This window comes from Pseudomonas sp. Yb2C2, from assembly GCF_052112325.1.
Lineage (GTDB): Bacteria > Pseudomonadota > Gammaproteobacteria > Pseudomonadales > Pseudomonadaceae > Aquipseudomonas > Aquipseudomonas marginalis.
On record NZ_JAVAJK010000009.1, the window covers coordinates 20,739 to 40,736 of the forward strand.

21 protein-coding genes are annotated in these 19,998 nt (G+C 51.9%); 18 read left to right on the forward strand and 3 right to left on the reverse strand.

All coding sequences use genetic code 11. The annotated features are described in order from the left end of the window. Positions 1 to 407 precede the first annotated feature (407 nt). From rfbF to Q8X51_RS14290, 18 genes are all read left to right on the forward strand, one after another. A complete protein-coding gene (gene rfbF / locus Q8X51_RS14205; protein WP_407693353.1) occupies positions 408 to 1,178 on the forward strand; it encodes a glucose-1-phosphate cytidylyltransferase in 771 nt (256 codons plus the stop codon). Next, positions 1,175 to 2,254 carry a CDP-glucose 4,6-dehydratase gene (gene rfbG, locus Q8X51_RS14210; RefSeq protein WP_407693352.1) on the forward strand — a complete coding sequence of 360 codons (1,080 nt, stop codon included), beginning with the start codon at positions 1,175 to 1,177 and terminating at the stop codon, positions 2,252 to 2,254. The genes rfbF and rfbG overlap by 4 nt, the downstream gene beginning before the upstream one ends. Continuing rightward, the gene (gene rfbC, locus Q8X51_RS14215) at positions 2,251 to 2,802 is read left to right on the forward strand and encodes a dTDP-4-dehydrorhamnose 3,5-epimerase (protein WP_407693351.1); all 552 of its coding nucleotides are present in this window, start codon (positions 2,251 to 2,253) and stop codon (positions 2,800 to 2,802) included. The genes rfbG and rfbC overlap by 4 nt, the downstream gene beginning before the upstream one ends. Next, positions 2,799 to 4,025, forward strand: coding sequence for a methyltransferase domain-containing protein (locus Q8X51_RS14220; RefSeq protein ID WP_407693350.1), 1,227 nt, complete (start codon positions 2,799 to 2,801; stop codon positions 4,023 to 4,025). The genes rfbC and Q8X51_RS14220 overlap by 4 nt, the downstream gene beginning before the upstream one ends. Further along, positions 4,022 to 4,897 (forward strand): NAD-dependent epimerase/dehydratase family protein, encoded by an 876-nt coding sequence (locus Q8X51_RS14225; protein ID WP_407693349.1) that lies wholly within the window; start codon positions 4,022 to 4,024, stop codon positions 4,895 to 4,897. The genes Q8X51_RS14220 and Q8X51_RS14225 overlap by 4 nt, the downstream gene beginning before the upstream one ends. Further along, complete coding sequence (locus tag Q8X51_RS14230; RefSeq protein WP_407693348.1) at positions 4,884 to 5,537, forward strand: hypothetical protein; 654 nt, start codon at positions 4,884 to 4,886, stop codon at positions 5,535 to 5,537. The genes Q8X51_RS14225 and Q8X51_RS14230 overlap by 14 nt, the downstream gene beginning before the upstream one ends. Positions 5,538 to 5,591: 54 nt before the next feature. Continuing rightward, positions 5,592 to 7,091 (forward strand): lipopolysaccharide biosynthesis protein, encoded by a 1,500-nt coding sequence (locus Q8X51_RS14235; RefSeq protein WP_407693347.1) that lies wholly within the window; start codon positions 5,592 to 5,594, stop codon positions 7,089 to 7,091. Continuing rightward, positions 7,073 to 8,311, forward strand: coding sequence for a glycosyltransferase family 2 protein (locus tag Q8X51_RS14240; RefSeq protein WP_407693346.1), 1,239 nt, complete (start codon positions 7,073 to 7,075; stop codon positions 8,309 to 8,311). The genes Q8X51_RS14235 and Q8X51_RS14240 overlap by 19 nt, the downstream gene beginning before the upstream one ends. Position 8,312: 1 nt before the next feature. Continuing rightward, positions 8,313 to 9,413: a glycosyltransferase family 4 protein gene (locus Q8X51_RS14245; RefSeq protein WP_407693345.1), complete on the forward strand. Its 1,101-nt coding sequence runs from the start codon at positions 8,313 to 8,315 to the stop codon at positions 9,411 to 9,413. Positions 9,414 to 9,417: 4 nt separating this feature from the next. After that, on the forward strand, positions 9,418 to 10,398 hold the full coding sequence (locus Q8X51_RS14250) for a GDP-mannose 4,6-dehydratase (protein ID WP_407693344.1): 981 nt from the start codon (positions 9,418 to 9,420) through the stop codon (positions 10,396 to 10,398). A gap of 9 nt (positions 10,399 to 10,407) precedes the next feature. Continuing rightward, entirely contained in the window at positions 10,408 to 11,532 is a 1,125-nt protein-coding gene (gene gmd / locus Q8X51_RS14255) for a GDP-mannose 4,6-dehydratase (protein WP_407693343.1), read from the forward strand. A 1-nt stretch (position 11,533) separates the two neighbouring features. Continuing rightward, positions 11,534 to 12,511 (forward strand): GDP-L-fucose synthase, encoded by a 978-nt coding sequence (gene fcl, locus Q8X51_RS14260; protein WP_407693342.1) that lies wholly within the window; start codon positions 11,534 to 11,536, stop codon positions 12,509 to 12,511. A 222-nt stretch (positions 12,512 to 12,733) separates the two neighbouring features. Continuing rightward, the gene (locus tag Q8X51_RS14265; protein ID WP_407694970.1) at positions 12,734 to 13,129 is read left to right on the forward strand and encodes a DapH/DapD/GlmU-related protein; all 396 of its coding nucleotides are present in this window, start codon (positions 12,734 to 12,736) and stop codon (positions 13,127 to 13,129) included. Positions 13,130 to 13,347: 218 nt separating this feature from the next. Continuing rightward, positions 13,348 to 14,310, forward strand: coding sequence for a glycosyltransferase (locus Q8X51_RS14270; RefSeq protein ID WP_407693340.1), 963 nt, complete (start codon positions 13,348 to 13,350; stop codon positions 14,308 to 14,310). Then, a complete protein-coding gene (locus Q8X51_RS14275; RefSeq protein WP_407693339.1) occupies positions 14,307 to 15,461 on the forward strand; it encodes a glycosyltransferase family 4 protein in 1,155 nt (384 codons plus the stop codon). The genes Q8X51_RS14270 and Q8X51_RS14275 overlap by 4 nt, the downstream gene beginning before the upstream one ends. 6 nt (positions 15,462 to 15,467) lie before the next feature. Continuing rightward, positions 15,468 to 16,592, forward strand: coding sequence for a glycosyl transferase family 1 (locus Q8X51_RS14280; RefSeq protein ID WP_407693338.1), 1,125 nt, complete (start codon positions 15,468 to 15,470; stop codon positions 16,590 to 16,592). Then, positions 16,593 to 18,002, forward strand: a complete 1,410-nt coding sequence (locus Q8X51_RS14285; RefSeq protein WP_407693337.1) for a mannose-1-phosphate guanylyltransferase/mannose-6-phosphate isomerase — start codon at positions 16,593 to 16,595, stop codon at positions 18,000 to 18,002. 9 nt (positions 18,003 to 18,011) lie between these two features. Next, the gene (locus tag Q8X51_RS14290; protein ID WP_407693336.1) at positions 18,012 to 18,779 is read left to right on the forward strand and encodes a glycosyltransferase family 2 protein; all 768 of its coding nucleotides are present in this window, start codon (positions 18,012 to 18,014) and stop codon (positions 18,777 to 18,779) included. Between the two features lie 104 nt (positions 18,780 to 18,883). Here the strand turns inward: Q8X51_RS14290 and Q8X51_RS14295 are convergent, their stop codons facing one another. The 3 genes from Q8X51_RS14295 to Q8X51_RS14305 all read right to left on the reverse strand — a co-directional run bounded on the left by Q8X51_RS14295 (position 18,884) and on the right by Q8X51_RS14305 (position 19,852). Beyond that, the gene (locus Q8X51_RS14295) at positions 18,884 to 19,117 is read right to left on the reverse strand and encodes a lipopolysaccharide assembly protein LapA domain-containing protein (RefSeq protein ID WP_407693335.1); all 234 of its coding nucleotides are present in this window, start codon (positions 19,115 to 19,117) and stop codon (positions 18,884 to 18,886) included. A gap of 23 nt (positions 19,118 to 19,140) precedes the next feature. Beyond that, entirely contained in the window at positions 19,141 to 19,437 is a 297-nt protein-coding gene (gene ihfB / locus Q8X51_RS14300; protein ID WP_017848846.1) for an integration host factor subunit beta, read from the reverse strand. Between the two features lie 130 nt (positions 19,438 to 19,567). After that, entirely contained in the window at positions 19,568 to 19,852 is a 285-nt protein-coding gene (locus Q8X51_RS14305; RefSeq protein ID WP_407693373.1) for a hypothetical protein, read from the reverse strand. Positions 19,853 to 19,998 lie beyond the last annotated feature (146 nt).

Genomic DNA, 19,998 nt, shown 5'->3' on the forward strand with positions numbered 1-19,998 from the left:
ATATATGAAACGCCCGCGACCCGGTCGCACCCGTCGCACCCTGAGAAATGCAATAGCGGGTCATCGCTGGGCAATGCAAACGGGTCGTGCAATTGCCGTCATTTTGGCAGCCTCGTTCTGAATGTTACAGCACCGTTTTAGACTCCCCCTCCTGAATCATACAGCCGAACTGCGATTAGGGCTGCATAACCACAATCAACACAGGTGTGCAAGCTCACTAAACCAGCTCAACTTTTTACGTGTAAATTCAAGAGCCTGCACATGTCAAGGACTATTTAATGACTCAAGGCCATGCTAAAATCCGTCAGTCTGCCAATCCATCTATAGCGCTCGTGTATTATGGGTCACAACCGTGACCATCAGATTGATTGAGCGGTTTTCATAGGCGTTAACAGGTAAGGTTTCCCATGAAGGCGGTAATTTTGGCGGGCGGGCTGGGCACGCGTATTTCTGAAGAATCTCATTTACGTCCCAAACCGATGATCGAGATAGGCGGTAAGCCCATTCTCTGGCATATCATGAAAATCTACTCTTATTACGGAATCAACGATTTCGTCATTTGCTGTGGCTATAAGGGGTATGTCATCAAGGAATACTTCGCCAACTACTTCCTGCACATGTCAGATGTCACCTTCGACATGTCCAACAACACCATGGAAGTTCACCAACGCTATGTAGAGCCTTGGCGGGTCACTCTGGTCAATACCGGTGAAGAAACCATGACCGGTGGACGCCTCAAGCGTGTACGAGAGCACTTGGGTGACGAACCGTTTTGCTTTACCTATGGCGATGGTGTTGCGGACCTGAATATCCGCCAGCTGATCGATTTCCATAAGACACACGGCAAACTCGCAACGGTGACGGCAATCCAGCCCCCTGGTCGCTATGGTGCCTTGAACATACAGGGCAACCAGGTTGGCAGTTTTCAAGAAAAGCCAGCCGGTGACGGCGCATGGATCAACGGTGGATATTTTGTACTCGATCCCAAAGTGATTGACTACATTGATGGAGACCAGTCCATCTGGGAGGCAGAACCATTGATGCGCCTTGCGCGTGAGGGGGACCTCATGTCCTACGAGCATCGTGGTTTCTGGCAGGCGATGGATACGCTGCGCGATAAAAATCATCTCGAAGATCTTTGGGCCAAGGGCAATCCGCCCTGGAAGCACTGGGCATGAAACAGTTTGGTGATGTATACAGAGGTCGCAGGATCCTGCTCACCGGACACACGGGATTCAAAGGCAGCTGGATGGCTGCATGGCTTGCAGAACTCGGCGCAGAAGTTACCGGCCTGGGCCTGAACCCCGAGAGTTCACCAGACCACTGGAGCCTGTTAAATACCCCCGCCCTTGACCTGCGCGGCGATATTCGCGATGCCGCGTGCGTGCGGGCAGCCTTTGATCAGTCGCAGCCTGAGATCGTTTTCCACCTAGCCGCCCAAGCCCTTGTCCGCCGCTCCTATCGCTCCCCCCTTGAAAGCTGGTCCACCAATGTGATGGGCACTGCCAACGTACTTGAGGCTTGTCGCCTGACACCCAGCGTGCAAGCAGTTGTCGTCATTACCACGGACAAGGTCTACGCCAACAAAGAGTGGCCTTGGGGCTATCGTGAAAATGACCCCCTCGGTGGTCATGACCCCTATAGCGCCTCAAAAGCAGCCAGTGAGCTGGTCGTCGAAAGCTATCGAAAATCTTTCTGCAGTGGCACAAATGGACCTTTGATCGCTTCAGCACGTGCAGGAAACGTAATTGGCGGCGGCGACTGGTCCGAGGATCGTCTGGTGCCGGATCTGGTGAGGTCGATAACGGCAAGCAGCCCGCTGGAGATCCGCTCTCCCGAGTCCACTCGCCCTTGGCAACACGTACTCGAATGCTTGTCTGGATACCTGTTACTGGGCCAGCACCTTCTGCAAGCCGATAAAGCCGTGGCAACTGCCTGGAATTTTGGCCCGGCGGCACAAGATAATCGCACCGTTGCTCAGGTGTTATGCGGCTTGCAGACGTACTGGCCTGAGCTGGCCTGGCACACTACCGCCACGGCCCAACCCCATGAAGCCAACCTGCTCTATCTCGATTGCGCCCAAGCGAGAAGCCGATTGAATTGGCAGCCGGTATGGAGCCTGGAAGAAGGCCTGAAGATGACGGCTGATTGGTATCGCCATCAAGCCTCCACTGGACAGGCCATCACACTTGAGCAATTGACCCGATACATCGATGCCGCGTCCCGTGCAGGCTGTGTCTGGATTCAAGAATGAATATCAGAAATACGCCCATCGTCGGCGCTGTAGTGGTAGAAACGCAACCTTTTCAGGATCATCGTGGGGCATTCAGTCGACTATTCTGCGAGAGAAGCCTTTCGGACATTATTGGCGAGCAACGAATCGTACAGATCAATCACTCCCGCACAACCACCCTCGGCGCCGTCCGCGGGCTGCATTTCCAGTATGCCCCGCACGCGGAAATGAAGCTTGTGCGCTGCCTCACAGGTCGAGTATGGGACGTAGTCGTTGATTTGCGCGCGCACTCCAAGACGTTTCTGCAGTGGCACGCGGAAGAACTGAGCCCGGAAACCGGCCGCATGCTGGTTATTCCTCAAGGCTGCGCCCATGGTTTTCAGGTATTGGAAGCCGAGAGTGAGCTACTTTACCTCCATACCGCCTTTTACGAACCCGGCGCGGAGGGCGCAGTGCGTTACGATGACCCCCGAATTGGGATTACCTGGCCACTTCCCGTTATCGATCTTTCAGAGCGCGACAAGAATCACGCTTTGCTTTCCAACGAATTCGCCGGACTTCATGTATGAACTGTCGCCACTGCTGCAAGCCACTGCAACACACATTTCTTGACCTCGGGTTTGCCCCTCCTTCCAACTCATATCTGAACGAGTCAGATCTGAGCGCGCCGGAAGTCTATTTTCCGCTCAAGTTGAAAGTGTGTGACCACTGCTGGCTTGTGCAGACCGAAGACTACGCTCAGGCAGACCTTTTTTTCTCCAAGGACTATGCCTATTTCTCGTCGACTTCAACGAGCTGGCTGGAACACGCAGCGGCTTATTCGAAGGACATGATCACGCGTCTCGCGCTGGGAAGTAACAGCTTTGTTATTGAGGTTGCCTCGAATGACGGCTACTTGCTGAAGAACTTTGTGGCGGCCAACATCCCTTGTTTGGGGATCGAACCCACTGCGAGTACCGCGGCGGCAGCGGAGAAGCTAGGCATCCCGGTAGTAGGAGAGTTCTTTGGTGAGACGCTGGGGCGCCGATTGACCGAAGAGGGGCGGCAAGCCGACCTCATTGCCGGCAACAATGTCTTCGCCCATGTTCCGGATATCAATGATTTCACCCTGGGCCTTAAGGCAGCATTGAAACCCGGCGGCACTATTACGCTCGAGTTCCCGCATCTCAAGCAACTGATTGAACACATACAGTTCGATACTGTTTATCACGAGCACTTTTCCTACCTCTCCCTCTATACGGTAAAAGGGGTCTTCGCCGCAGCCGGCCTACGGATCTGCGATGTAGAGGAACTGCCGACACATGGTGGCAGCCTGAGGATCTTCGGTTGCCATATGGACGACCGTCGTGAAGACAGTGCGAATGTCGAACGCGTATTAGCGGACGAACTGCGATTCGGCCTGCAGGATCTTGATGTGTATCGTGGCTTTCAGCAGCGAGCCGATGAAGTCAAGAATGGCTTGGTCAGCTTCCTGATAGAACAGAAGCGCGCAGGCAAGCAGGTTGTTGCATATGGCGCTGCTGCCAAGGGCAACACTCTATTGAATTATGCGGGCATCAAGCCCGACCTGTTGAGTTATGTCTGTGATGCGGCACCATCGAAACAAGGCAAATACCTGCCTGGTAGCCATATCCCTATTTTCTCACCACAAAAGCTAGCGCAAACCCAGCCGGATACTGTGCTCATCCTGCCGTGGAATATCGCAAAAGAAGTACTGGAACAAAATCGCGCGCTTCAGGAAAGCGGAACGACTTTTGTTGTGGCCATCCCCCAAATACGGAGCTTATCTTGAAGGTTCTCGTAACCGGTGCCAGCGGATTTATCGGCCGCCACGTTGTAGCTCGTTTGCTGGAGCGAGGCCATAGCGTGACGGCAGTCGCTCGCAATGCCGCGCGGGCCGAGCCCCTGAACTGGCCGGACACGGTGCGCTTTGTGGCCTGCGATATTCACAACCCGCTTCTTGATGTAACTGTGTTTGGTGAAATTGATGCAGTCATTCACTTAGCATGGCCGGGCCTGCCGAACTACAAAGCGCTCTACCATTTCGAGCAAACACTCCCCGCGGATTATGGATTCCTGAAAGCGCTTGTGGCCGCAGGTTATAAGCACCTTCTGATCACCGGCACGTGTTTCGAGTACGGCATGCAGTCGGGAAGCCTAGAGGAAGCGACGGTGACCTCCCCCAACAACGCATACGCCTTAGCCAAGGACACCCTGCGCCGCAACCTGCAGTCGTTAATGGCCGAATCGCCGTTTACCTTGCAATGGGCCCGACTGTTTTATACCTACGGTGAAGGGCAGAATCCGGGAAGCCTTCTAGCGCTCCTCGACCGTGCGTTGTTGGCGGGTGATGCAGAGTTCCCCATGTCACAGGGCGAGCAGTTGAGAGATTATTTACCTGTAGAGGCCGTGGCTGAACGCCTTGTCGCCTTGATTGAGAACCCACAATGCCAAGGCGTCTTCAATATTTGCAGCGGCAATCCCATCTCCGTGAGGCGCCTGGTTGAAGAGCACGCACTAAAAAGAGGTGGTGCGATCAAATTGAAGCTTGGCCACCACCCCTACTCTCCACTCGAACCCCTAGCCTTTTGGGGTTCGCCGAAAAAACTCGACCAGGCACTAGGACTTCATGCCGGTGGTGAAACTGACCATGAACCTCGTTAACTTTAGTCGCAGCGAATTAATTGACTATACAACCGCGCAGTTGAGTGCTTTTTTCCCCGACGGAAAAAGCGCACCTATAAAACACACGATTGAACAACACATTGACGAGGCCTTGAGCCGCTTAATGGTGTGTGTGAACGCGGTTAAAACTTGGGAAAAGAATAGCTTCAACTATTTGCACTCATCTCAATACTGTACGTATCTTTATTTTTTAGCTAACACCATCTGGCGTAATACTCAAGAAACCGATACTGCCACAAAATTATTTCTGTTGAATAAAATGCTGAATGGCATCGATATGTTCTATGAGATAAAAATGCCGGATATTTTTTTCATCGGGCACTCCACCGGCATCGTTTTGGCGAAAGCCGATTACGGCAACTACTTCGTCATTTACCAGAACTCAACCGTTGGAAAAAATCACGGCATCGCACCTAGCCTTGGCGAAGGTGTGATCATGTATCCTAACTCGGCAATCATAGGCAGGAGCATTGTCGGTGATTATTCAATAATAGCTCAGGGGGTGAGTGTCGTAAACAATGACACTCCAGGAAAATGCATGGCATTCAATGGCCGCGACGGGGCGATCACTCATAAACAGCTGACGCGGAATATAATCGAAGATTTTTTTAGATTTTAGTAATTTTTCAAATGCATCACGCTTTCCTGGCGAGTGCATTGAGGGTTGAAGCGCATGAGTGGTTTGCTTAAAAACATCTCAGCCAATTTTGTTGGACAAGGCTGGATCGCCTTGATGGGAGTTTGCTTTGTCCCACTATATCTTAAATTCATCGGCATCGAAGGATATGGATTAGTTGGTTTTTTCGTAATTCTCTCCTCAGCAATGGCGATGTTTGACGGTGGCTTTGGCGCAGTAGCAACCAGAGAAGCATCAATATATGAGAGTTCCTCGAAGGAGGAAAAGCCAAATATAATTATCCTATTAAAAAGCATTGAATGGCTCTTCTGGGGCGTCGCAATAACGGTCGGTGTAGCCGTAATATTTTTAGCGCCCTTAATATCAAATTATTGGCTCACGGTTCAACCAGAAAAAATCGAATCAGCCACTCGATCAATTAGAATCATGGGCATCGCATTGCTCATGCAGTTCCCTATCGCGTTCTATTACGGCGGCTTGATTGGACTTCAACGACAAGTCACCCTCAATATTGTGAGTTCAGCTTTTGCTACCGTTCGCTCGGCGGGTGCCGTCATGGTGCTATGGCTCATTTCACCGACCGTTGAAGGATTCTTTATTTGGCAATGCATAATCAGTCTTGCCACCGTGCTCGTTCTACGCATAAAACTGATTGAAGGCCTTCCAGACTGGAGAGAGGCTAAGAGATTTTCCATGAGCGCACTTCAACGTCTTGGCGGTTTTGCGGCAGGCGTCGGAATCACTAATGTTCTTGCGTTTTTACTGATGCAAATTGATAAAGTTATTTTGTCAAAAGTCTTACCACTCAAAGACTTTGGCTTTTACATGCTTGCCTGGACAATCGGGACAATTGCATTTCGCTTGATCTCGCCAGTATTCAATGCATTCTATCCAAAAATTGTTTCACTTGTTGCCTCTAAAAATACCGCTGACACGTTCCGGGTGTACATCAATGCAAGCCAGTTGCTCTCGATGCTGATTATACCCTTCTCTCTATGGGTCGCGCTGTACAGCGACAAACTGCTACTGCTCTGGACTCGGGACGAGAACATTGCGGCCGTGGCGAGTGGACCACTAATGATTTTAGCTCTCGGAACGATGGTCCACTCTTTTATGCATATGCCCTATGCACTGCAACTGGCGCACGGCTGGACTCGGTTTAGCGTGTGGCAAAATGCGACAGCCGCTGTTTTTTTGGTACCTCTGACGTACTACTTGGCAACTCACTATGGACTGAATGGAAGTGCCTGGCCTTGGTTAATTCTGAATCTGGGGTACGTTGCGCTATGCTCACCAATCATTTTTTTCAAGCTTAAAATTAAGCCCGCGAGAACATGGTATGCTGAAGCAATACTTATACCAACGGCTATCGCATTGACTTCATTACTCACATTAAAGGTTTTTTTTGAAACTTTTAACTTCAGCAATATTTTCACGATGACTTTATCCCTCGGGGTCAGCTATCTTTTTGTCGCGCTTCGCTTATTTGTTTTTCGTTTTGATGCTCGGAGGCTCCAGTGGAGAAATACACTGTAATAATACCAGTTCGCGACAGTGCTGAAACAATAAGGTACACGCTTGAAACATGCCTTCGTCAGAACTATGAAAATTTCGAAATTGTTGTTAGCGACAATTTTAGCTCAGACGATACGCGCTCGATTATAGAATCAGTAAAAGATCACCGAATCAGGTATATAAATACGGGCCGCAGGGTCAGCATGTCTGAAAATTTTGACTTTGCATTATCGCATGTCGAAGATGGCTATATAATGTTTATCGGCGGCGATGATGGCTTGATGCCCGGCGCAATCGAGTATGTGAACGACATCGTCACCCGAACGGGAGCCAAAGCAGTTTCAGGTCGCTGGTCTCATTATATCTGGCCAAATTTTCCGGACGCAGAACTCAGCGGAAGCATCAAAGTCTGTGGCTTTGGTCACAATACTCACCTGAACGGTGGCATTGAGATGAGAGAGCCGGCGGAGTGGCTTCGTAAAACACTCGATTTTAACACTCATTACATTTACGAACTTGCCAATTTGTACTATGGTTTTGTTCATAGAAGCATCATCAATAAATCGATCAAAGATGGTATTTACTTCAGATCTGTAACGCCTGATGCCTACGCTGCCTTTGCAACCACATCGAACTTAGACTCCTATGCTTTCTCCTATAGGCCCTTTTGCATTTGCGGTGCTTCCGGAAAGAGTAATGGCGCATCGGCTTTTCATGAAAAATCGAAAGCCGACGAGTCTCAAAAATTCTCAGCTGAGAACACATTACCCATTCACAAAGACATTGTTTACTGTCCCTCTCTGGAAGTCATTATTGCGGAGGCGTTTTCTCAATTTTCAGATGCCTTCCCAGAAAAAACAGAACAGCTGCGCGTGAACTATGAGTTGATGTTGAAGAAGGCGCTCTCGAGCATAAACTCTAAAACCAAGGAAGAGGTACTCCGCGCCGTTGAGCAGATGGCGGCGCAGCATAAACTTTCCCTACCGATGGCCACTCAATTGCAAAGAGATGGATTAATATTAAAAGCAAGGAAAATAATTCCCCACTTAAAAGTTATGGCATCGGGCTTTTCGGACTATGTTGGAATTAGAAAATCTCAGGATATATATATTAATGATATCAGCGAAGCCAGCACCGTACTGGGCCTTTTTGTTCAAATAAATAATGGTGTTAAATTTGAGACCGTGCAGAGTCAATTTTTCAACCGACTGAACTCTTACATCTCTCGAGTCGGAAAATAATATGCGTATTGCCTTTGATCACCAAATATTTTGCCTGCAAAACTACGGTGGCATCTCTCGCTATTTTTCGTGCATTGCCGAGCAGATGTTCGCCACAGGTCATGAGGTCGGCATCTTCGCCCCCCTCCATCGCAACGTTTATTTGAAGTCCATGTCCGAAGGCATCGTCCATGGTCGCGCGGTGCAGACGTATCCTCCGCGTACGACAAGGCTGGCGTTAATATACAACCACCTCTTGGGCCAACAGGCGATGCGAGGTTGGAAACCTCAAGTTGCGCATGAAACCTACTTCTCGCGCTTCAGTGCCACGCCTAAAGGGTGCCCGGTTGTCCTGACCGTCTACGATATGATCCACGAGCTCTTCCCGGAAAACTTTTCACCCAAGGATCAAACCACCTCATTAAAACGGCGTGCGGTCGAGCGCGCGGACCACGTCATTTGTATCTCGGAGAGCACCCGCCGAGACCTCATGAATTTGTTTGGCGTACCCGAAAGTAAACTGTCCGTTGTACATCTCGGTTTCGAACAGTTCCAACCAACTTCAGAGCAACGTGGCACAGCATCGTCCAAGCCTTACTTGCTGTATGTCGGAAGCCGACATGGCTACAAAAACTTTTTCGGGTTGCTGAAGGCCGTATCAAGTTCACGTCGATTGAAAGCTGACGTTGACATTGTCGCTTTTGGAGGCGGTGCCTTTTCTGACAGCGAGCTGGAGAAGGTCAAACAACTTGGCTTTTCTGTAGATCAGGTGCGTCAAATCGGTGGTGATGATGCCGTTCTTGGCCAACTCTACGACGGCGCCAAGGCATTCATCTATCCCTCTCTTTATGAAGGGTTCGGCCTCCCTCCCCTAGAGGCCATGGCGCACTCCTGCCCTGTCATCAGCAGCGGTACCAGCTCAATGCCAGAGGTTATCGGCGATGCGGGCATCCTTTTCGATCCAACCAATGACGAGGAAATGACCGGAGCGATAGAAAGAGTGGTTTACTCTGACAATGAAACCGCACGACTGGTTGGGCTCGGCCATGATCGCCTGAAAAATTTCTCATGGCAGCGCTGCACTCAGGAAACACTATCGATCTACCAGTCCCTACAAAGGTAATGTTTTGGAATATTCAGAAAAAACAGCCCTGATTTGCGGTGTAAGCGGCCAGGACGGGGCCTATCTCGCCAAGCTCCTACTCGATAAAGGCTACACCGTATGGGGCACGTCGAGGGATGCTCAAGGCTCCTCGTTCACCAATCTGAAACGACTGGACATTCTCTCGAAAGTTAAATTGCTATCGATGGTGCCTGAGGACTTTCGCAGCGTTTTCATGGCACTCAAACGCAGTCAACCAGATGAAGTGTATTTCCTCGCTGGACAATCTTCTGTCGGGCTGTCATTCGAGCAACCCGCCGAAACAATCCAAAGCATCACGCTTGGGACACTGAACATGCTTGAGGCCTGCCGCATGACCGAGCGGCCGATTAGATTTTATCAAGCAGGTTCCAGCGAGTGCTTCGGTGATACCAATGGCGAACCGGCCTCCGAGAGCACGAATTTTCACCCTCGCAGCCCTTATGCAGTGGCTAAATCCTCCGCTTTCTGGCTGGTCGATAATTATCGTGAGGCTTATAATCTTTTCGCTTGTACCGGCATTCTGTTCAATCATGAATCCGCATTGCGCCCTTCCAGGTTTGTGACACAAAAAATTGTGACTACAGCCAAACGTATCGCTGCTGGTTCGGGCGAGCGGTTGACGCTCGGGCGTCTGGATATTGCTCGTGATTGGGGCTCCGCGCCAGAGTATGTCGATGCGATGTGGCGGATGCTGCAGTGCGAGGAACCGAGTGATTTCGTGATCGCAACTGGCCAGACACATACACTGGAAGCATTCGTCGATGAAACGTTTACACAGTTAGGCCTGGACTGGAAGGTGCATGTCGACCAATCGCAAGAGTTCTTCCGCCCCACAGATCTGTTGATCAGCCGCGCGGACCCAGCCAAGGCCGAACGTGTTCTGGGATGGAAAGCTCAATCTACGATGACAGACGTCATCACCAGCATGCTGAATCAATCTAACTACATATTCAAAGAATTCTAGGACGTAGACATGACCCTGAAAAAAGCGCTAATTACCGGGATCACCGGCCAGGACGGCTCCTATTTGGCTGAACTGCTGCTGGAAAAGGGCTATGAGGTCCACGGTATCAAGCGACGTGCATCGTCTTTCAACACCCAGCGTGTCGATCACATCTACCAGGATCCACATGTAGATAACCAGCGTTTCATCCTTCATTATGGCGACTTGTCCGACTCGTCCAACCTGACCCGTATTATTCAGGAAGTCCAGCCTGACGAGGTCTACAACCTCGGTGCGCAGTCTCACGTGGCCGTAAGCTTCGAGTCGCCTGAGTACACGGCCGATGTCGATGCAATGGGCACCTTGCGCATTCTTGAAGCTATCCGCCTGCTCGGACTTGAGAAAAAGACCCGGTTCTACCAGGCTTCCACTTCCGAGCTCTACGGCCTGGTTCAGGAAACCCCTCAAAAAGAAACTACGCCGTTTTATCCGCGCTCGCCGTACGCGGTGGCAAAGCTTTACGCCTATTGGATCGTAGTCAACTACCGTGAAGCCTATGGCATGCATGCCTGCAACGGAATTCTGTTCAACCACGAATCTCCACGACGTGGCGAGACATTCGTGACGCGCAAGATTACTCGTGGGCTGGCCAACATCGCGCAGGGGCTGGAACAGTGCCTCTACATGGGCAACATGGATGCGTTGCGCGATTGGGGGCACGCCAAGGATTACGTTCGCATGCAGTGGATGATGCTGCAACAAGACGTCCCTGAAGATTTCGTAATCGCAACCGGCGTACAGTATTCCGTTCGAGACTTCATTCGCTGGTCTGCTGCTGAGCTCGGCCTCACCCTGCATTTTGAAGGCGCTGGCGTGGAAGAGCGCGGCATCATTGAATCCATTGTTGGCGACAAGGCCCCTGCGCTTAAGGTTGGCGATACGCTGGTTCGTGTCGACCCCCGCTACTTCCGTCCTGCCGAGGTTGAAACCCTTCTTGGCGACCCGACTAAAGCAAAAACCAAGCTGGGCTGGGTACCGGAAATCACCGCGCAGGAAATGTGCGCTGAAATGGTTCGCGAAGACCTGAAAGTCGCTCAGCGTCATGCGCTGCTGAAGAACCATGGTTACGACTTGCCGGTATCGCTGGAGAACTAGGATGTCACGCCACTTGAGCGAGTGTGTGTTTGTTGCTGGCCATAAGGGAATGGTCGGATCTGCCATCGTCCGTCGCCTGCAAGCGTTGGGTTACACGAATATTGTGACTCGAGACAGGGCTCAATTGAACCTGCTGGATCAACATTCGGTTACGGCGTTTTTTGCCGAAACCAAGATTGAGCAGGTGTATATGGCCGCCGCCAAGGTGGGTGGTATTCACGCCAATAACACCTATCCGGCAGAGTTCATTTACGAAAACCTGATGATGCAGGCAAACATCGTCCACGCGGCACATCAACATGATGTGCAGAAGATGTTGTTTCTGGGGTCTTCTTGTATTTACCCGATCAAGGTCCAACAGCCGATGGCTGAGGAGGCTTTGCTGACCGGCGTGCTCGAGCCAACCAATGAGCCTTACGCAATTGCAAAGATCGCAGGGATCAAGTTGTGCGAGAGTTATAACCGTCAGTATGGTCGTGATTACCGTAGTGCCATGCCCACCAACTTGTATGGGCCTAATGACAACTTCCATCCGGAGAATTCCCACGTCATTCCAGCCCTCTTGCGTCGATTCCATGATGCAGTCGAACAGAATGTCGAGGAGGTTGTGATCTGGGGCAGCGGCTCGCCGATGCGTGAATTCCTGCATGTCGATGATATGGCCAGCGCCTCAGTGCATATAATGGAACTGAGCCCCGAGCAGTATGGCGCCCATACCCAGCCGATGCTCTCTCACATCAACGTAGGTACCGGGGAAGATTGCACTATCCGGGAACTGGCTCAAACCATCGCAAAGGTCACCGGATTCAAAGGTCGCCTGGGCTTTGATGCGAGTAAACCAGACGGGGCGCCGAGAAAGCTGATGAACGTCTCCCGGTTGCAGCAGTTAGGCTGGCGAGCGACCATCAGCCTCGAGGATGGGCTGCGGGACGCCTACTCCTGGTTTTCTGAGAATGCCTTGCACGCGCGTTCGCGCTAGCGACAAGGCGCATGGAATGGCTCCACCCGGAGACCATTCTGTGCGCCCTTCTCATTTCAATTCCTACGCTGCAGGAAGCAACCTCACCCCGCCGGGGCGTCCCCGGTTGAGGCTTAGTCGGTATTTATGATCAGACACCTAATCAACATTATTCTGTCTCTCCTCCCACCCTCCCGATTGTTTGCTGCCAGATCGGCTCTCCTGCGCGCAGCGGGTATAGAGATGCAGCCGGACGTCAAGTTTTGCGGGCGCGGATGGATCTACGGCCGAGGACGCCTGATCATCGGTGAAGGCACCTGGCTCAGCCCCGGGGTGGTCTTTCATACCCATCAAGAGGCGGATATCCGGATCGGCTGCCGCTGTGACTTGGGACCTGGTATTGAATTCATCGTAGGCAGCCACGAGCTTGGCCCGCAGGAGCGACGCGCAGGTAAAGGAACAGCGCGCTCCATCGTGGTCGGGGACGGCTGCTGGATTGGAGCCAAAAGTGTCATCCTGGCCGGCGTTAGCATTGGCGATGGCGCCGTAGTTGCTTCGGGTGCCGTAGTCACTCGTGATGTTCCCGCCCATACGCTGGTCGCTGGCGTACCGGCAGTCGTGAAGAGACAACTTCCATGACGAGGCCACTAGTCCTGGTAGTGTGTAATGCACTGGACGACAAGACTCGCCTCGAGAGGGGAATTGTCAGCGATAGCCCAGCAGCCTCTCGCAAGGTCCTCATGTTGTGCCAGGCGCTACGCGAAGCGGGTGCGCGCCCCTGCATCCTGAGCCTGGGGCGAGGACGTGCTAACGGCTCCTTCAGCTATTTTCCCCGTACAGTCAGGCGTGTGGGGGGCGTGCCGATCGTGTACGCGCCCTTTTCACATGTTCGTTTTTTTTCTCAGTTTCTCTCATTGTTCTTTTTAATAGGGGCGCTGCTTCGTCTTTCATCCCGGCCGAAAAAAGCGGTGATTTTTTACAATCGCATGAGTGCCTACTTGCCTTTGCTGTTCACAGCATCCATTACTGGCTACAAGCGCTTCCTGGACCTTGAGGACGGAGAGGTCGCGGGGCAAAACAGCGGCTCGCTGAAAGCATTGTTGGGCCGTTCAATAACCTGGATATATGACCGGATGTGCCCAGATGGGGCTTTGCTCGCATGCAGTGCACTGGCAAATATGACCAGTATTCGTCCTGTGCATTGTTACTACGGAGCCACCTCTACAAAGGTCTTTGACGTCAAGCCAAATACAGCACCCCTTTCAGTCTTGATGGCTGGAACACTCAATGCAGATACCGGTGCAGATCTGCTGGCTGCAACAATCCGCCTGCTTCGCCAGAAATCCTGCAATTGGCTGCATAACTTGCAGTTTGAAGTGACCGGGAAAGGCGAATCGCTCAACACCCTGCAGGCGCTGGCAAATGAAGACGGAATACCAAAAGTGATAGTACATGGGCGCACCACGGATGCTCAGTACGCAGAGGTACTCAACCGATGTACTGTTGGTCTAGCGCTGAAACCGGCGGGCGGACCTTTGGCTGACACGACGTTTCCCTCCAAGGTCATTGAGTTTGCAGAGGCTGGCCTGCTGGTCCTGAGTACGGATATCAGCGATGTAAGGGCTGTATTGGGCTCAGGCGCCTTGTATCTGACAAGTAGCGCCCCGCAGGAGTTGGCAAGCCTGCTCCAGAGAGTCGTCGAGGAGCCTGAAGAAATACTGGCTTGCGCCCGGCAAGGTCAGCAAGCTGTCATTGCGCAATGCGCTCCAAAAATGGCCGGCCAGGCAGTATGTGGCTTTATATTTGGTGAGCGTCCATGACAAAACAGCCATTGTTTATTACCTGGCAGCCCGTACTGACGGACCATCAGGCATTTACGTATGAAGCACTGTCTCAAGAGGCTCAAACACCTGTTCTAGCCTACGTAATGACACTGGAGGATGCGACCCGCCGCGCTCAGGGTTGGAAAGATACCCAGGTAGCGTCGATAGAGCGCAGGCTTATTCCAGGGAGGGGGGGACTGCTGTATTGCTACAAAAAAATGCGAGAACACCGAGGTGATACACATTTATTCGGTAGCGCTTTTCAGAATTCAACGATGCTCTATTGCCTGTTGTTGGCGACGGTATTTCGTGTCGAGTTCTATATCGTTTCTGAACCCTACTCACCGATTGCCGAAGGTTACTTCAGCGATGGCAAGTTAACGCGCCAAAGACTCAAGGCGATATTGCGCCCTATTCTTTACAGACTTTATATGACGCTACTCAAGCGACGTATGTCCGGTATGTTTTCTATTTCTTCTAAAGCGATCTCGCAATTTTCAGACTCTGGCGTAGACATCGCCAAGCTTTTTCCATTCGGCTACTTTGTCCCCACCGTCGATAGCCACTCGCGACTCCCTTCAGCAAGACAGGAGCCTCGCGACTCTTTAAGGATTATTTTTGTCGGCGCGCTGATTGCCCGCAAAGGCCTAGATCTACTGATAGAGGCTGTCACTCGCTCAAAAACGTCAATGACATTAGATGTTTATGGGCCTGGCGACCCTGCGCCATTTGATACTGACAGCGACAACGTCTGTTTCCGCGGGCCCCTACCGTTCGGCAGCACGCAAAAAACTGTCGCTACGTATGATCTGCTTGTTCTACCCAGTCGTTATGACGGTTGGGGAGTGGTGGTGAATGAAGCATTGTGCGCCGGAGTTCCGGTAGTTTGCAGTGACCAGGTCGGTGCAAGCGTATTGATCGAGAAATTTGGTGCCGGTGCGGTCTACGACTCGGCGGATCCGAATGCACTTGAGTCGCTCCTCAATAGACTATCTTCCGAGCCAGAGCACCTGTTAGCTATGCGTGCTGCGGCGCAGCCTGCTGCCGCAGCCATCCAGCCCGAGGTTGCCGCAAGATACATGTTGGCGGTGCTTCGTGCAAAACCCGAGGACAAGGCCAGCGTTGTCTCTCCGTGGTATTCGGAATAACCGCCCATGACCTCAAACTCTGTCCGCCTCCACCTGACCAACATTGCTGGCCTGGGTGCCGTGCAGCTACTCAAGTCATTGCTGCCGGCCCTGGAGCAAAACAAATCCGTACGTGTTGTTGAAGTTTACCTACCCGACAAAGGTGAGCTTTCATCCTACCGAAGTGCGGATCAGTCTATAAAAGTAACGATCTATCGACGTCAAGTATCTAACGCCCTTTCGCGCTTGATGGAATGCCTTTACCTGGGCCGGCGCTTCAGTGGAGAAGTACCTTTATTGGTCATGGGAGACCTGCCCATTCGTTGCACTACACGGCAAACAGTCTTTGTTCAGAATTCTCACCTGTTGCGCCCATCAAAGCGCGCATGGGATAGAGCCAGCCTTAAGCTGGCGCTGCTTAGATATGTATTCCGCTCAAACCTGCGATATGCACAAACGTACATTGTTCAAACCACACTCATGCGTGACGCGCTGATCGAGTCATACCCTTCATTGCAGTCGCGCGTACAAGTTGTGCCGCAGCCAGTTCCCGCCTGGCTATTGAACTCCGGAATTCGACGTACAGGCCGCGTCGCAACCGCAAGCGAACTTTTACGGCTGGTCTACCCCGCAGCTGGCTATCCGCACAAAAATCACAAATTGTTGGCAGCCATTAATAATAGCGATATGACACAATGGCCCATTGCGAGCTTGGACCTGACCCTCGACGAAGAAAGCAATCCTGCTCCCGATCTTCCATGGCTGCAATGCCGAGGCATTCTTTCTTCTCAAGAGATGCTGGATGCCTATCGTGAGATGGATGCGATGCTTTTTCTCTCCACAGACGAGAGTTACGGATTTCCGCTTGTAGAAGCCATGTTTGTAGGTTTGCCGATCATTTGTCCGGACCTGCCTTATGCTCGAGTTCTATGCGGGGACCAGGCGATATACTTTGATGTGGGTAGTACCGACTCGCTGAGAATCGCCGTAAACGAACTGCATGAAAGGCTCGCCGGTGGCTATTGGCCCGACTGGGGCGAACAGTTGAAAGCGATCCCCAAGGATTGGGAGACCGTCGCGAAAACCATGCTGGATATCGCCGCTCAGCCACCTGCTGGCGCGACCAACGAATTGAATGCAAGGGAAGATTAAATGTTGATTCCGGTAATTATGGCCGGCGGTTCTGGATCACGCCTCTGGCCGCTTTCGCGTCAGCTCAACCCCAAGCAGTTTCTCTGCCTGGCTGACAGCGAGTTTTCCATGTTACAGGCCACGATAAAGCGCCTGAACGGGCTTGACGTCGCTGTACCGCGCTTGATTTGCAACGAAGAACATCGATTTCTGGCTGCCGAACAACTTCGACAACTGGGCCTGGAAAGTGCCAACATCCTGCTGGAGCCGGTGGGCCGCAATACCGCCCCCGCCGTGGCGCTGACCGCCCTGCAAGCGTGCGTCGACGAGCAGGACCCACTCCTGCTGGTACTGGCAGCTGATCACCTGATCCAGAATGTAACCGCCTTCCAAGAGTCTATCCACAAAGCGCTTCCCATGGCACTTGCTGGCAAGCTGGTCACCTTTGGTATTGTCGCGACCCAGCCGGAAACCGGTTATGGCTATATCGAAAAGGGTGAGGACCTCAAAGACGGCGGATTTGAAGTTGCCCGGTTTGTCGAAAAACCTAATGAAGATACGGCCCTCGCCTACTTGGCCAGCGGAAAGTACCTTTGGAACAGTGGCATGTTCATGTTCCGCGCCGGCCGCTACCTGGAAGAGTTAGGGAAATTCCGTCCAGACATCCTCGACGCCTGTCGCAATGCGATCGCGGCGGGCACTCAAGACATGCACTTCACCCGTGTCGGTAAAGAGGCTTTCTCAGACTGTCCCGCCGAGTCGATAGACTATGCGGTGATGGAAAAAACCGCTGATGCCGTAGTCGTACCACTCGATGCTGGCTGGAGCGATATAGGCTCATGGGCCGCACTATGGGAAGTCGGCGACAAGGATGCACAAGGTAATGTATGCCACGGTGACGTCTTGGTCGAACAGACCAGCAATACGTTTGTGCACTCCCATAGTCGCCTGGTGACCACCGTGGGTGTTGAGGATCTGGTGATAGTGGAAACCAAGGATGCAGTACTCGTAGCCCATAAAAGCCAAGTACAGAACGTAAAGAAAATCGTTGATCGCTTGAAAATGGAAGGCCGTGGCGAGTCGCGGGATCATCGCGAAGTCTATCGGCCCTGGGGCATGTATGACTCGATTGATAATGGCAGCCGCTACCAAGTGAAGCGAATAACCGTTAACCCTGGTGCGAAACTGTCATTGCAGATGCACCATCACCGAGCCGAACACTGGATCGTCGTGAGTGGTACCGCGCGGGTTACCAATGGTGAAAAAACGTATCTGGTCACCGAAAACCAGTCGACGTACATCCCTATCGGCCAAGTCCACACCTTGGAGAATCCAGGAGTAATCCCGCTGGAATTGATTGAAGTACAGTCCGGGTCCTATTTGGGTGAAGACGATATCGTACGATTCGAAGACTTGTATGGGCGTACTTAAGGGGTTGATTTGAAGTTATCAATTATCACGGTCTGCTTTAACAGCGCAAGCACCATTCGCGACACGATTGAGTCAGTTCTATCGCAAGACCATACCGACATTGAATACATCATTGTGGATGGAGGCTCGAAAGATGGGACACAGGCCATTGTGGAATCGTACGGAGCGCGTATCAACCGGTTTGTCAGCGAACCGGACAAGGGCCTCTACGATGCGATGAATAAGGGTGTCGCCTTAGCAACGGGTGCAGTGATCGGAATTCTAAACTCCGATGACTTCTATGAGAGCACTACCAGCCTCTCTTCTGTGGTGAAAGCATTTAAGCATTGCCCGGAAAGTGATGCGGTATTTGGCGACGTTGTTTTTGTTAACCCTGCTGACTTGCGTAAAGTGACACGCTTTTATCGTGGGAACCGGTTCGCCCCATGGAAGTTACGCTTCGGGTGGATGCCTCCTCATCCGGCGACATTCGTTCGAAAATTGGCCTACGATACCGTGGGCATGTACTCCTTGAAGTACAGAATTTCTGCTGATTATGAGTTTTTTGTGCGGCTATTTATGGTGCATCGACTCAAGTATTCGTACCTTGATCAGGTGTTAGTACGCATGCGATCGGGAGGCGCCAGTACGGCAGGGCTAAGGAGTAGCTTAAAGCTGAACTTGGAAATCGTTAAGGCTTGCCGAACGAACGGCGTCTACACCAACATACTCATGCTCGCACTTAAGTTACCGTTCAAACTCTACGAATTACGCAAGCGGCCGACAGAGGCATCATGAATCGGCACAACCCGAACGTAACGGCATAACGATCAGTAAGAATGGTTACGGGCCAGGCCAGTTGTTTTATTTGGAGGGGGAATAGAAATCGGAGGCGGCGTAATCTATAGGTTTGGTTTACGGCGCCCAGCGAGCCTGATCACTCCTCCAAGTAATGGACTAATGAGCATTCCCAAGATCAGTGCAAGCGTAATAAACACCGCCACAGGGAGTTGCGCAGTGCTCCACCCCAGAAACGACAACGTAACGCCCTGCTGATTTTCCAGCACAAACGCCAAAGTCACCAAAACCAATGCCAGAATGACCAACACCAGTGAAACGCGCTTAACCCCACGCATAACCTTCTCCTACCCAAAACCAATCAGACGTTTTCTTCTTCGTCTTCGTTCACTCTATCGCGCAGCTCCTTGCCTGGCTTAAAGTGAGGCACAAATTTCCCATCCAGGCTCACCGACTGCCCAGTCTTAGGATTCCGCCCTACCCTTGGCGCGCGGTAGTGCAGCGAAAAACTGCCAAACCCACGGATCTCTATTCGATCCCCGGTCGCGAGGCACTGGGACATTTGCTCAAGCATGGTCTTGATAGCCAGCTCCACATCCTTGGATGAAAGCAGCCCTTGATGGGTGACAATTCGTTCGATCAACTCCGACTTCGTCATATTTTTCCCTTCTTTTTCAAGCAGCTAGGAAAAGCGCTTCGAAGGTTTTAGCATGACTTGATGAATTTGAACAGCCCATCTACCAACTTATCTGCCGTTTGAATAACGCCGCCATGAGCGACCCACACTCTCAATTGCAGATCACGAGCATGGTACGAGTGACCGCTCCTGCAGGGTTCCAACCGAACAAGTAATCACCCTCTTCGTCCTTGGCGTCGCTGGACTTGGTGATGACCTTATAGCCCTGCATCCTGCATTCGCGGGCGGCGCGTTTCTCGCACTTATCCCAGTTGTTGCCCAACCCCGAGCAATCGACCTCAATGCCGCTGACACCGCGCCTCGCGTGAGTTTTGGCGCTGGTAACGGAACAGCCTGCAAGCATTACCACTGCGAACACCACGACAAGCCTGTTAATCGAAATCCTTAAAAACACGGGAGCGCCTTTATCAATACTCTATTCAGCTCTGACACCAAGGCGTCTGCCTTGGTTCTTGCGTGTTGATTCAGCGAATTTCAGGCGCAAAAAAGGGCGACCGAAGTCGCCCTTTTTTACAGCCTTAC

Bases quoted from the DNA above. Each gene is read 5' to 3' on its own strand.
- rfbF (WP_407693353.1), top strand. From the start codon at position 408: ATGAAGGCGGTAATTTTGGCGGGCGGGCTGGGCACGCGTATTTCTGAA.
- rfbG (WP_407693352.1), top strand. From the start codon at position 1,175: ATGAAACAGTTTGGTGATGTATACAGAGGTCGCAGGATCCTGCTCACC.
- rfbC (WP_407693351.1), top strand. From the start codon at position 2,251: ATGAATATCAGAAATACGCCCATCGTCGGCGCTGTAGTGGTAGAAACG.
- Q8X51_RS14220 (WP_407693350.1), top strand. From the start codon at position 2,799: ATGAACTGTCGCCACTGCTGCAAGCCACTGCAACACACATTTCTTGAC.
- Q8X51_RS14230 (WP_407693348.1), top strand. From the start codon at position 4,884: ATGAACCTCGTTAACTTTAGTCGCAGCGAATTAATTGACTATACAACC.
- Q8X51_RS14235 (WP_407693347.1), top strand. From the start codon at position 5,592: ATGAGTGGTTTGCTTAAAAACATCTCAGCCAATTTTGTTGGACAAGGC.
- Q8X51_RS14245 (WP_407693345.1), top strand. From the start codon at position 8,313: ATGCGTATTGCCTTTGATCACCAAATATTTTGCCTGCAAAACTACGGT.
- gmd (WP_407693343.1), top strand. From the start codon at position 10,408: ATGACCCTGAAAAAAGCGCTAATTACCGGGATCACCGGCCAGGACGGC.
- fcl (WP_407693342.1), top strand. From the start codon at position 11,534: ATGTCACGCCACTTGAGCGAGTGTGTGTTTGTTGCTGGCCATAAGGGA.
- Q8X51_RS14265 (WP_407694970.1), top strand. From the start codon at position 12,734: ATGCAGCCGGACGTCAAGTTTTGCGGGCGCGGATGGATCTACGGCCGA.
- Q8X51_RS14275 (WP_407693339.1), top strand. From the start codon at position 14,307: ATGACAAAACAGCCATTGTTTATTACCTGGCAGCCCGTACTGACGGAC.
- Q8X51_RS14280 (WP_407693338.1), top strand. From the start codon at position 15,468: ATGACCTCAAACTCTGTCCGCCTCCACCTGACCAACATTGCTGGCCTG.
- Q8X51_RS14285 (WP_407693337.1), top strand. From the start codon at position 16,593: ATGTTGATTCCGGTAATTATGGCCGGCGGTTCTGGATCACGCCTCTGG.
- Q8X51_RS14295 (WP_407693335.1), bottom strand. From the start codon at position 19,117: ATGCGTGGGGTTAAGCGCGTTTCACTGGTGTTGGTCATTCTGGCATTG.
- ihfB (WP_017848846.1), bottom strand. From the start codon at position 19,437: ATGACGAAGTCGGAGTTGATCGAACGAATTGTCACCCATCAAGGGCTG.